The organism is Lutibacter sp., from assembly GCF_040883305.1.
Taxonomy (GTDB): domain Bacteria; phylum Bacteroidota; class Bacteroidia; order Flavobacteriales; family Flavobacteriaceae; genus Lutibacter.
The window spans coordinates 1-12,270 of sequence record NZ_JBFLKT010000042.1 but is presented as its reverse complement, the minus strand read 5'-3'; the positions used below and the strand labels follow the sequence as shown (position 1 = coordinate 12,270).

Genomic DNA, 12,270 nt, shown 5'->3' with positions numbered 1-12,270 from the left:
CCTCTAAAAGGTCCAATATTACGATATTCAATAGATTTGTAATATTCTTCACTAAATTTGGATACTATTTTTTGTGCGTTAACTTTGTGGGCTGTAATAAAAATAAAACAGCTTACTAGTAAAAAGTATTTTTTCATGATGTTTGGTTGAATTGTTAGAATTTTATCTAAATAGTAAATCTATAAAAAATATTTTATTAAAAAGTATAATTAGCACTTATGGAATTGTTAAAAATTAATAAAATAAGTAAAACCGTAAAAGGAACTATCCAAATTACGGGTTCAAAGAGTGAAACAAATCGGTTATTGGTTTTACAACAGTTTTATCCAAATTTAGAAATTAAAAATATTTCAAATTCTGATGATTCTAAACTAATGCAAAAAGCATTGGCAAGCACTTCAAAAGAAATAAACATTGGTCATGCTGGCACAGCAATGCGTTTTTTAACATCTTATTTTTCGGTAAAAGAAAATGCTGAAATTATATTAACGGGTTCGCATAGAATGAAAAACAGGCCTATTAAAATTTTAGTAGATGCTTTAACAGAATTAGGAGCCAGTATTGAATATGTTGAAGAAGAAGGATTTCCACCTTTAAAAATTTTAGGGAAAAAATTGACTAAAAATTTTGTCGAAATTGAAGGAAATGTTAGCAGTCAGTATATTTCTTCATTATTATTAATTGCACCAACCTTAAAAAACGGCTTACAATTAAAATTTAAAGGTGAAGTTACTTCGATTCCATATATTAAAATGACCTTGCAATTATTAGCTGCATTAGGTGTTCAATATTCTTGGGAAAACAATGTAATTTCAATTCAACCAAAACCAACAATTGAGAACAAAAGCATAGTTGTAGAATCCGATTGGAGTTCGGCTTCTTATTATTATAGTTTATGCGCTTTAAGTCCGAATTCTGAAATAACATTGTCTTCCTACAAAAAAAACAGCTTACAAGGTGATTCAGTTTTAGCTGAAATTTATAAGAATTTAGGTGTAGTAACACATTTTGAAGGAAATTCAATACTTTTAAAAAACACAAAAGCCTTAGACTTTAGACTTTTAACTCTAGACTTAATTGGAGCCCCAGACATTGCGCAAACTATTGCAGTTACTTGTTTTGGATTGGGTATTGAATGTTATTTAACAGGTTTACACACATTAAAAATTAAAGAAACCGATAGGTTAGTGGCTTTAAAAACTGAAATTGAAAAATTAGGAGGGAAGGTTGAAATAACTAACGAAACATTACATTTACAAGTTTCAACCAAAATTAAAGAAAATATTTCTGTATCAACATACGATGATCATAGAATGGCAATGGCCTTTGCACCTTTGGCTTTAAAGGTCCCTTTGCAAATTGAAGATCCAAATGTAGTATCAAAATCGTACCCAACTTTTTGGGAAGATTTTAAAAAAGTTACAATTACAATTGATAATAATAGGTAAATTATTTTATAGATTCAGAAACCATATTTTAAAATTTTAACGCTGTAATTCACCCTAAGACGCTCAACTTTTTAACCTTCAAACCTTTAAACTTTTAAATTTTATTGCAAATCACTTGACAACGCCTATGCCGATGTTGTATATTTGCGCTCACTTAATCAAAAGCGAATAAAATTGGTTGCTCAAAATTTCTAAATTTGAGAACTATTTTTAACTATTTGTAATACTAAAAATCCTAAAAGCCACATATGAAATTATCACATTTTAAATTTGAATTACCAGAAGATTTATTAGCTGAATATCCTGCAGAGCACAGAGATGAATCACGTTTAATGGTATTGAATAGAAAAGAAAAAACAATTGAGCACAAACAATTTAAAGATTTAATCAATTATTTTGATGAAGGAGATTTAATGGTTTTAAATAACACAAAAGTTTTTCCTGCCCGTATGTATGGCGAAAAAGAAAAAACGGGTGCTAGAATTGAAGTGTTTTTATTAAGAGAATTAAATGCAGAAAGCAGGTTGTGGGATGTTTTAGTAGATCCAGCAAGAAAAATAAGAATTGGTAACAAATTATTTTTTGGTGATGACGAAAGTTTAGTTGCAGAAGTTATAGATAATACAACTTCAAGAGGGAGAACTTTACGTTTTTTATATGATGGTTCTTACGAAGAATTTAGAAAAAAATTGGAAGAATTAGGAGAAACTCCACTTCCAAAGTATATTAAAAGAGAAGTTAATGAAGATGATGAGGAACGTTACCAAACAATTTATGCCAAGCACGAAGGTGCAGTTGCTGCTCCAACCGCAGGTTTACACTTTTCTAAACATTTAATGAAACGTTTAGAAATTAAAGGTGTAGATTTTGCAGAAGTTACTTTGCACGTTGGTCTAGGTACTTTTAGTGCTGTTGAAGTTGAAGATTTATCGAAGCATAAAATGGATTCTGAGCAAGCAATTATATCAGATGAAACGGTTGAAATTGTGAATAACGCTATAGATACTAAAAGAAGGGTTTGCGCAGTTGGAACAACAGTTATGAGAACAATGGAGAGTTCGGTATCTTCAAATAATCATTTAAATTCTTTTAACGGATGGACTAATAAATTTATCTTCCCTCCTTATGAATTTAGCATTGCAAATTGTATGATTACTAATTTCCATACTCCAAAATCTACTTTAATGATGATGGCTGCTGCTTTTGCTGGATACGATTTTTTAATGGAAGCCTATGAAGAAGCTGTAAAAGAAGGTTATAAATTTTACTCGTATGGAGATGCGATGTTGATTATATAAATAATATTATTTTTAAAAGTTATAATTGTCTAAAAAGTTTATGTTCTTCAACCTGAAATAATTTCAGAATGACAAGATATATTCTTTTTAGACAATTTATTTTCTAAACTTAAACCATAAATGAGTACAAAAAAAGACATACGAGCATTAACCAAAACCGAATTGCGAGATTTTTTCGTTACAAATGGAGATAAGGCGTTTAGAGGAAATCAGGTTTATGAATGGTTGTGGAGTAAAAGTGCGCATTCTTTTGATGATATGACAAATATTTCAAAAGAAACACGTCAAATGCTTGAAACTCATTTTGTAATAAACCATATTAAGGTTGATGATATGCAACGCAGTTCCGATGGAACTGTGAAAAATGCAGTGCGTTTGCATGATGGTTTGGTGGTAGAATCTGTTTTAATTCCTACAGGAAGTAGAACAACTGCCTGTGTATCTAGTCAGGTGGGTTGTAGTTTAGATTGTAGTTTTTGTGCAACTGCACGTTTAAAGAAAATGCGTAATTTAAATCCAGATGAAATTTTTGATCAGGTTGCTGCAATAAATCAAGAAAGTTTATTGTATTACAATCATAAGCTATCAAATATTGTTTTTATGGGAATGGGAGAACCTTTAATGAATTACAACAACGTACTTAAATCTATAGAGAAAATTACTTCAGAAGAAGGTTTAGGAATGTCTCCAAAACGGATTACGGTTTCTACTTCTGGAGTTCCAAAAATGATAAAAAAATTAGCAGATGATGATGTTAAATTTAATTTAGCTGTTTCGTTACACTCTGCAATTGATGAGGTTAGGTCAAAAATAATGCCCTTTAGTAAAGCATTTCCTTTAAAAGATTTAAAAGAGTCTTTAGAATATTGGTATACAAAGACGAACAGCAGGGTAACTTATGAATATATTGTTTGGGAAGGAATTAATGATTCAAAAGAAGCAATACATGCATTGGTTAAATTTTGTAAATATGTGCCGTGCAAAGTCAATCTGATAGAATATAACCCAATTGATGATGGAGACTTTCAACAAGCAAGACCTCAAGCCATAGACGATTATATTAGTATTTTAGAAATGAATGATATAATTGTAAATGTAAGACGAAGTAGGGGAAAAGATATAGATGCTGCTTGTGGTCAATTAGCAAATAAGAAAAGCTAGATTAAAAATAATGTCATTTTAAATTAATGATATTGTGATATAAGAACAAAAAAAATCGAGGTTTATAGCCTCGATTTTTTTGTTTTATAGAATTTGAAATTATTAATTTCTCTTTAATTTCTTTTTAACTTCAACTTCTTGGTAAGCTTCAATTATATCTCCAACTTCAATGTTATTGAAATTCTTTAACTGAATACCACAATCATATCCTTTGGCAACTTCTTTAGCGTCATCTTTAAATCGTTTTAAAGAAGTTAATTCACCTGAATGAATTACAACACTATCTCTAATAATTCTAATTTTAGAGTTTCTAAAGATTTTCCCGCTAGTTACCATACAACCTGCAATATTACCAACTTTAGAAATTTTATAAACTTCTCTAATTTCAACATTACCTGTAACTTCTTCTTTAATTTCAGCAGACAACATTCCTTCCATTGCATCACGAAGATCGTTAATAGCGTCGTAAATAATAGAGTATGTTCTTACGTCAATTTCTTCATTATCAGCTAACATTCTGGCATTTCCAGAAGGTCTTACGTTAAATCCAACAATAATTGCATCGGATGCAGAAGCTAATAATACATCAGATTCTGTAATTGCACCAACACCTTTATGAATAATATTTACTTGAATTTCATCCGTAGATAGTTTTTGGAATGAATCGGTTAAGGCTTCTACAGAACCGTCAACATCACCTTTTAATATAATGTTCAATTCTTTAAAGTCACCTAATGCAATTCTTCTTCCAATTTCATCTAAAGTAATATGACGTTGTGTTCTAACAGATTGCTCACGTTGTAATTGAGAACGTTTTGTAGCAAGTTGTTTAGCTTCTTTTTCATCTTCAAAAACGTGAAATCTATCACCTGCTTGAGGAGCTCCATCTAATCCTAAAATAGATACAGGAGTAGAAGGGCCTGCATTTTCCATATTATTTCCACGCTCATCAAACATCGCTTTTATTTTTCCGCTATGTTTACCAGCCAACATATAATCTCCAATTTTTAAAGTACCTTCCTGTACTAAAATAGTTGAAACATATCCTCTACCTTTATCTAATAATGCTTCAACTACAGTTCCAACAGCATTTTTATTTGGATTTGCTTTTAAATCTAACATTTCAGCCTCTAGAATTACTTTTTCAAGTAAATCATCTACACCTAACCCTGTTTTAGCAGAAATATCGTGTGATTGTATTTTCCCACCCCAATCTTCAACTAACAAATTCATTTGAGAAAGTTGTTCTTTTATTTTTTCTGGATTTGAAGTAGGTTTATCAATTTTATTTATTGCAAAAATAATTGGCACACCAGCAGCTTGTGCGTGGCTAATGGCTTCTTTAGTTTGAGGCATAACATCATCATCAGCTGCAACAACAATAATTACAATATCTGCAACTTGTCCACCACGTGCACGCATCGCTGTAAAGGCTTCGTGACCAGGAGTATCTAAAAATGCGATTTTGTGTCCGCTTTTTAGTTGCACTCCATAAGCGCCAATGTGTTGGGTAATTCCACCAGATTCTCCGGCAATTACGTTTTCTTCACGAATATAATCTAATAAAGATGTTTTACCGTGATCTACGTGTCCCATTACTGTAATAACAGGTGCTCTATTTTCTAATTCCTCTGCAGTATCTTGATGTTCTTCAATAGATTCTTCAACTTCTGCACCAATAAAATCAACTGTGTAGTCAAATTCTTCAGCAACAATTGTTAATGTTTCTGCATCTAAACGTTGGTTCATAGTTACCATCATTCCCAGGGACATACAAGTAGAAATAATGTTTGTAACTGGTATGTTCATCATTGTTGCAATTTCACTAACTGTAACAAATTCAGTAACTTTAAGAACTTTACTTTCTGCTGCTTGTAATTCTTGATCTATTTCTGTTTGTTGACGGTGTTGGTCTCTTTTATCACGTCTGTATTTTGCTCCTTTTCCTTTTTTAGATTTACCTTGAAGCTTTTCTAAAGTTTCTCTTACTTGTTTTTGAACTTCAGCTTCAGATGGTTCTTCTTTTACAATAGGTTTTCTAGGACCACCTCTTAATGGACCTCTTTGGTTTGCACCTCGAGCTTGTGGTGCGCCTCCAGGTCTTCTAGCTCCTCCTTGAACAGGTGCTTTTTTAACAATTCTACGACGTTTCTTTTTATTTGCATCAGCAGCTTTTTCTTTTTTCGCTGCTGGTTCAGGTTTTTTCTTTTTAGGTTTTTCAAATTGTTTTAAATCAATTGTTTTACCTGTTATTTTTGGTCCTGATAATTTTTTATATTGAGTTTCAATTGTTTGGGGTGTAGCAGGTTCTGAAGATTCTGTAGTTTCCAAAGGTTTTTTATCCTCTTTTACAGGTTTTTCTTCTTTTTTTACAACTGGCTCAACAATCTTTGGTTTTACTATTTTAGAGACCTCTTTTTTAACTGCTGACTCTTGTGAAGCCTTAGGAGCAACCTCTTTCTCAACCTTTTTAGGAGTATCTTTCGGTGCTTCTGTTTTTGGCACTTCTTGTTTTGCTTCAACTTTTGGAGTTTCAGCAATAACTTCTTTAACAGCTTCAGGTTTTTTAGGTGCTTCTTCTTTAACCTCTTCAACAACTGGTTTAGGAACTTCAACCTTAGGAGTACTCGGTTCCTCCTTTTTAGGTTCAATATCTATTTTTCCAACTGTTTTAAATTCTAATTTTTCAGCTTTGGCTTTTACAACAACTTTTTTGGCTTCTTCTTCAAGACGTTGTTTTTCCATTTTTTCTTCAAGAGCTACTCTTAGGGCTTCTTTTTCCTTTCTTTTTTCTTCACTTACCTCTTTAGAAGCTGCCTTTTTGTTTCTATCAGTCTGAAAACCATCTAGTAATACATTGTACTCTTCATTAGATATTTTTGTAGTCGGTCGTGCCTCAATTTCAAATCCATGATTTGTTAAGTGCTCAACGGCTCTATCTAACGAAATGTTTAATTCGCGTAATACTTTGTTCAGTCTCAATGTTTTGTTGTCAGCCATATAATTTATTTTTAGCCTATTTGTTGTTGAAAATTTAAAGATTAGTCTTCAAATTCTTCTTTTAATATTTTTTGAACCTCTAAAATAGTTTCCTCTTCTAAATCAGTTCTTTTTAAAAGTTCAGCTACATCTTTTTCAAGTACACTGCGTGCTGTATCTAAACCTATTTTTTTGAATTCTTGAATTACCCAAGCTTCTATTTCATCTGAGAATTCTGTTAATTCAACATCGTCTTCAGCTTCAACACCTTCGCGTTGAACGTCTAATTCGTAGCCAGTTAGTTGTGATGCTAAACGGATATTTACTCCATTTTTACCAATTGCTTTTGAAACTTCTTCTGGTAATAAAAATACATCAACTCTTCCTTTTTTGCCATCTTCTCTACCTTCTTCCTCATGAATTTTCATAGAAACAACTTTGGCAGGACTTAAAGCTCTGGCAATAAATAATTGTGTATTTTTTGTAAAGTTAATTACATCAATATTTTCGTTTCCTAATTCACGTACAATTCCGTGAATACGAGAACCTTTCATACCAACACAAGCTCCAACTGGGTCAATTCTATCATCATAAGAATCTACTGCAACTTTTGCTTTTTCACCTGGTATTCTTGCAACACCTTCAATAGTTATTAAACCGTCAAATACTTCAGGAATTTCTTGTTCAAATAATTTTTCTAAGAATTGAGGCGATGTTCTTGATAAAATAATAACTGGTTTGTTACCACGTAATTCTACAGTTTTTATAATTCCACGAACCGATTCTCCTTTTCTAAAATAATCTGAACGGATTTGCTCACTTTTAGGTAAAACAATTTCGTTTCCATCATCATCTAACAGGATTATTGCGTTGTGTCTAATATGATGCACTTCAGCACTATAAATATCTCCTTCTAATTCTTTAAAATGTTTAAAGGTGTTAGTACTATCGTGCTCATGAATTTTTGAAATAAGATTTTGACGCAATGCTAAAATTGCTCTTCTTCCTAAATCAATTAGTTTTACTTCTTCAGAAACATCTTCCCCAATTTCAAAATCTGGTTCAATTTTTCTTGCTTCTGAAAGTTCAATTTCTTCATTATCATCTTCAGACATTCCGTCTGCTACAACGACTCTGTTTCTCCAAATTTCTAAATCTCCCTTATCTGGATTTATAATAATATCAAAGTTATCATCAGACCCGAATTTTCTTTTTAAAGCTGCTCTAAATACTTCTTCAAGTATTGACATTAGCGTAACTCTATCAATATTTTTATCTCCTTTAAACTCTGAAAATGACTCAATTAATGCTATATTTTCCATGCATTCATTTAATTAAAATATTACTTTCACTTTTGCTTCTAAAATATCCACAAATGGTATTATTGCTTTTTTTACAACTGTAATTTTACCTTTACCTATTGGTTTTGGTTCCCGTACTTTCCACTCTAACGCTATATCTTCTTCATTTACGTTTATAAGTTTTCCTTCAACATTAGAATTGTTAGTTAACTTAACTTGCAGGATACGATTAATATTTTTTAAATATTGTCGTTTTACTTTTAGAGGATTTGCGATATCAGGCGATGTTACTTCTAAAGAGAAATCTTCTTCCTCTCTATCTAAATTATGTTCAACGGCTCTGCTAATTCTTATGCATTCAGTTAAAGCAATGCCGCTATCTCCATCTACCTCAACGTAAATTTTATTGTCGGGTAAAAATTTTAGATCAATTAAAAATAACGCAGGGTTTTCTTTTAGTGCTTGATCTACTAAATCTATAATTTTAGTTTTATCCATTTTTTTATAAAAAGAGGGGACTTTACGTCCCCTCCAATCCTCTATTCTGTAATAATTCGGTGCAAATATACTAACAATTTTTTAATTATAAAAAATGATTTTTTTTTTAATTTAAAATTCATAACTTTACCTTAAAGCATAACATTTTAGAACACATATTTTATGAAAAGTATATTAGTACCAGTTGATTTTTCGATACAAGCCCAATATGCAGCGAAAGTTGCAGCTACAATAGCTAAAAAAACGAATTCAAAAATATTTTTATTGCATATGCTTGAACTACCTTCTGGAATTATTGATCCGTCAAGTTTTGGTACTTCAAATAATACTCCCACGTCATTGTTGTTTTTAAAACGAGCTCATGAAAAATTTGAGGAATTTAAAAAACTTCCGTTTTTAGAAGGGATAGAGTTAGAAGATTCTGTAAATTTTCATAAAGCTTATGAAGGTATTTTAGCTGAAAGTAAAAAAAATGAAGTTGATTTAATTGTAATGGGATCTCAAGGCGCATCAGGTCTTGAGGAAATTTTAGTTGGTAGTAATACTGAAAAAGTTGTAAGAAATTCTGATATACCTGTGTTGGTTGTAAAAAAGGATATTGAAAATTTTAAAATTGAAAATATTGTTTTTGCTTCTAATTTTAAAATTGAAAATAGCTCTGCTTTTCAAAAAATATTAAATTTCACACTCTTGTTTAATGCAAAATTGCATTTACTTAAAATTAATACAATTCATAATTTTGAAACTACAAAAGAATCGAGTGATGCAATAAGAAGTTTTATTGATGGATTTGATTTAGGCGATTTTACCTTAAATATTTATAATGATATTTCTGTAGAGTCTGGCGTTCTTAATTTTTCTAAATTAATTGATGCAGATGTTATAGTGCTTAATACTCATGGTCGTAGAGGATTAGCGCATTTGTTTAATGGAAGTATTGGGGAAGATTTAGCAAACCATGCTAAATTACCAGTAGTTACTTTTAAACTTTAAAACGAATATTTTTTATTTTAAATCTTTTGGGATTTTACAAACAGGAATAGCAACCATTTTATGTTTATTAGCCTTATTTCTTTGAGAATAGATAGTGAAAACTTCTTTTTCTCTGCCTAAAAAGTCGTTACCGGTTTTTCCAATTTCAGCTTGACTCATTGCCCATTCTAATTCATCATAACTTGCTCCAATTTGATCTTCATCGGTTCTGCTATCACCAAATAAGCCATCGGTTGGTGCCGCTTTTTGAATACTTTTAGGGATTTCTAAGAATTTTGCAATTTCATAAACTTCAGATTTCATTAAATCTGCGATAGGACTTAAATCTACACCGCCATCTCCATATTTTGTAAAAAAACCAACTCCAAAATCTTCAACTTTATTTCCAGTTCCAGCAACTAAATATCCGTAAAGTCCTGCAAAATAATATAAAGTTGTCATACGCAATCTGGCGCGGGTATTTGCTAAAGACATATTTACGGTCGCTTCATTATCTGTAGTTGGAACTACCAATTTAAATTTTTCAAAGGTTTCAGTTAAATTAACTTCGGTTGAATTTACGTTTTTAAACTTCTTTTTTAAATCTAAAATATGCTCTTTACCTCTTGTAACCTGGTTTTCTCCTTGGTGAATTGGCATTTCAATACAAAGAACAGGAAATCCGGTTTTTGCACAAAGCACTGAAGTTACAGCAGAATCTATTCCTCCAGAAATACCAATTACAAATCCATTTACCTTTGCATTAGTTGCATATTCTTTTAACCAGTTAACAATATGTTCAACAACTTTTTCTGTATTCATAATTAAACTTTTTTAGTAATTTTAGCGTTTTAAAGAAAGAAGTGTAAATATAGAAATTAATGAACAAAATTATAATACTATTACTAGTTTTATCGGTAAGTTTTTCTTGTAAAAAAGAATTGAAAAGTAATATTGATGTCTCAAACATTGAAATTAATGTTGAAGTTGATCGATTTGAACAAATTTTTTTTAATTCAACTTCTGAAACTTTACCAGCGTTAAAAAACCAATATCCTTATTTATTTCCTAAACATAATTCGGATAGTATTTGGCTAGAAAAAATTAATAATGTAGATGAAATTGAACTTTTTAAAACATCTCAAGAAGTTTTTGGTGATTTTACTGAGCAAACATCGGAAATTGAAGATTTATTTAAACATATAAAATACTATCATAAAAATTTTAAAGAACCTAAAATAATTACCTTAATTACAGATTTAGATTATGAAAGTAAGGTTATATATGCTGATAGTTTATTATTTGTTGCATTAGATTTGTATTTAGGCAAGGAACAACCTATTTATTTAGATTTTCCATCATATATTTCTCAAAATTTTGACAAATCACAATTGGTAGTTGATATAGCAAATGAGATTGGTAAAAAATATTTTACTTCAAGTAAAAAGAGACAATTTTTAGATATTATTATTGATGAAGGTAAAAGAATTTATTTAACAGAAAGTTATTTGCCGAATCATTCAAAACCTAGTTTAATTGGTTATACCCCAGAAGAGTTTGATTGGGTTGCAGCTAACGAATCTCAAATTTGGAAGTTTTTTATAGAAAATGAATTGCTTTATAGTTCAGACCCTAATTTGCGAACACGTTTTATTGATAAAGCACCATTTTCAAAATTTTTTATTGAAATTGATAAGGAATCACCAGGACGCGTTGGTGCGTGGTTAGGTTGGCAAATTGTAACGTCTTATATGAATAATAATAATGTAACTTTGCAACAACTTTTGGAAACAAATGCAGACGCAATATTTAATAAATCTAAATATAAACCAAAGAAATAATGGCAGTAGCACATACATCAAAAATAGAATTTACAGTTGGATTAGACGAAAATAAAGTTCCAGAAAAATTACATTGGAGTGCCGAAGAAGGTGGAATTTCTAATGAAGAAGCAAAAGCTTTAATGATTTCTGTATGGGATTCAAAAACAAAAGAGACTTTAAAAATGGATTTATGGACAAAAGACATGCCGGTTGATGAAATGAAACAGTTTTTCCATCAAACCTTAGTTTCTATGGCTGATACTTTTGAAAGTGCAACAAGTGATGAAAAAATGACAGCAACTATGCGCGATTTTTGTGATTATTTTGCTGAAAAATTAGAGTTAAAAAAATAGGGAGAAGTCTAAAGTTTGAAAAGTTTTAAGAGAAGAGTTTTGGACAGCTCTGTTTCATAAGGTGTCTGGTGGCTGAGCGGGGTCGAAGCCTTTTAATAGAATTCATTTCAACTCCATTCAATAACCATTTAAATCTGACTTAACAACAAAATTGTTCGTTTAGCATTAACTGTCAACTGATTCAACCGCAGTTTTTTATACTCTTCAATACAGCATAATAATCATCGGGATTATTTAGAAAATCTTTATCGGAAACATCAATAATTAAAGTGTTTAAAGTTTCTTCGGTTTTAATAAAAGTGCTGTATCCTTTATGTATTTTATCTAAATATTCTGGAGCAATATTCTGCTCATAATCTCTACCACGGTTTTTAATGTTTTCCAATAAGCGAGGTGTGTTTTGATATAAATAAATATACAAATCTGGTTTAGTAATT

The 12,270-nt window shown here is 30.7% G+C and carries 11 protein-coding genes; 6 read left to right on the top strand and 5 right to left on the bottom strand.

Features of this window, described 5'->3' with window-relative positions; translation table 11 throughout:
* Positions 1–218 precede the first annotated feature (218 nt).
* The 3 genes from AB1Z17_RS01345 to rlmN all read left to right on the top strand — a co-directional run bounded on the left by AB1Z17_RS01345 (position 219) and on the right by rlmN (position 3,907).
* The gene (locus AB1Z17_RS01345) at positions 219–1,448 is read left to right on the top strand and encodes a 3-phosphoshikimate 1-carboxyvinyltransferase (protein WP_368049991.1); all 1,230 of its coding nucleotides are present in this window, start codon (positions 219–221) and stop codon (positions 1,446–1,448) included.
* Between the two features lie 248 nt (positions 1,449–1,696).
* Positions 1,697–2,746 (top strand): tRNA preQ1(34) S-adenosylmethionine ribosyltransferase-isomerase QueA, encoded by a 1,050-nt coding sequence (gene queA, locus AB1Z17_RS01340; RefSeq protein ID WP_368049990.1) that lies wholly within the window; start codon positions 1,697–1,699, stop codon positions 2,744–2,746.
* Between the two features lie 120 nt (positions 2,747–2,866).
* Complete coding sequence (gene rlmN, locus AB1Z17_RS01335; RefSeq protein ID WP_368049989.1) at positions 2,867–3,907, top strand: 23S rRNA (adenine(2503)-C(2))-methyltransferase RlmN; 1,041 nt, start codon at positions 2,867–2,869, stop codon at positions 3,905–3,907.
* 102 nt (positions 3,908–4,009) lie between these two features.
* Here rlmN and infB read toward each other — a convergent pair whose 3' ends face one another.
* From infB to rimP, 3 genes are read right to left on the bottom strand one after another with little or no spacing between them, the layout of a single operon-like run.
* Positions 4,010–6,907 carry a translation initiation factor IF-2 gene (gene infB / locus AB1Z17_RS01330; RefSeq protein ID WP_368049988.1) on the bottom strand — a complete coding sequence of 966 codons (2,898 nt, stop codon included), beginning with the start codon at positions 6,905–6,907 and terminating at the stop codon, positions 4,010–4,012.
* A 41-nt stretch (positions 6,908–6,948) separates the two neighbouring features.
* Entirely contained in the window at positions 6,949–8,208 is a 1,260-nt protein-coding gene (nusA, locus tag AB1Z17_RS01325) for a transcription termination factor NusA (protein WP_368049987.1), read from the bottom strand.
* 12 nt (positions 8,209–8,220) lie between these two features.
* The gene (gene rimP / locus AB1Z17_RS01320) at positions 8,221–8,685 is read right to left on the bottom strand and encodes a ribosome assembly cofactor RimP (protein WP_368049986.1); all 465 of its coding nucleotides are present in this window, start codon (positions 8,683–8,685) and stop codon (positions 8,221–8,223) included.
* Between the two features lie 162 nt (positions 8,686–8,847).
* Between rimP and AB1Z17_RS01315 the strand changes: the two genes are divergently transcribed.
* On the top strand, positions 8,848–9,678 hold the full coding sequence (locus AB1Z17_RS01315; protein WP_368049985.1) for a universal stress protein: 831 nt from the start codon (positions 8,848–8,850) through the stop codon (positions 9,676–9,678).
* A 12-nt stretch (positions 9,679–9,690) separates the two neighbouring features.
* Here the strand turns inward: AB1Z17_RS01315 and nadE are convergent, their stop codons facing one another.
* On the bottom strand, positions 9,691–10,479 hold the full coding sequence (nadE, locus tag AB1Z17_RS01310) for an NAD(+) synthase (RefSeq protein ID WP_368049984.1): 789 nt from the start codon (positions 10,477–10,479) through the stop codon (positions 9,691–9,693).
* A gap of 59 nt (positions 10,480–10,538) precedes the next feature.
* Between nadE and gldB the strand changes: the two genes are divergently transcribed.
* Both gldB and gldC read left to right on the top strand, forming a co-directional pair.
* On the top strand, positions 10,539–11,498 hold the full coding sequence (gene gldB / locus AB1Z17_RS01305) for a gliding motility lipoprotein GldB (RefSeq protein WP_368049983.1): 960 nt from the start codon (positions 10,539–10,541) through the stop codon (positions 11,496–11,498).
* Entirely contained in the window at positions 11,498–11,833 is a 336-nt protein-coding gene (gene gldC / locus AB1Z17_RS01300) for a gliding motility protein GldC (protein ID WP_368049982.1), read from the top strand. Before gldB ends, gldC begins: the two co-directional genes overlap by 1 nt.
* A gap of 181 nt (positions 11,834–12,014) precedes the next feature.
* Here gldC and AB1Z17_RS01295 read toward each other — a convergent pair.
* Positions 12,015–12,270: deoxynucleoside kinase (locus AB1Z17_RS01295; protein WP_368049981.1), on the bottom strand; the 256-nt coding region annotated here is incomplete at its 5' end.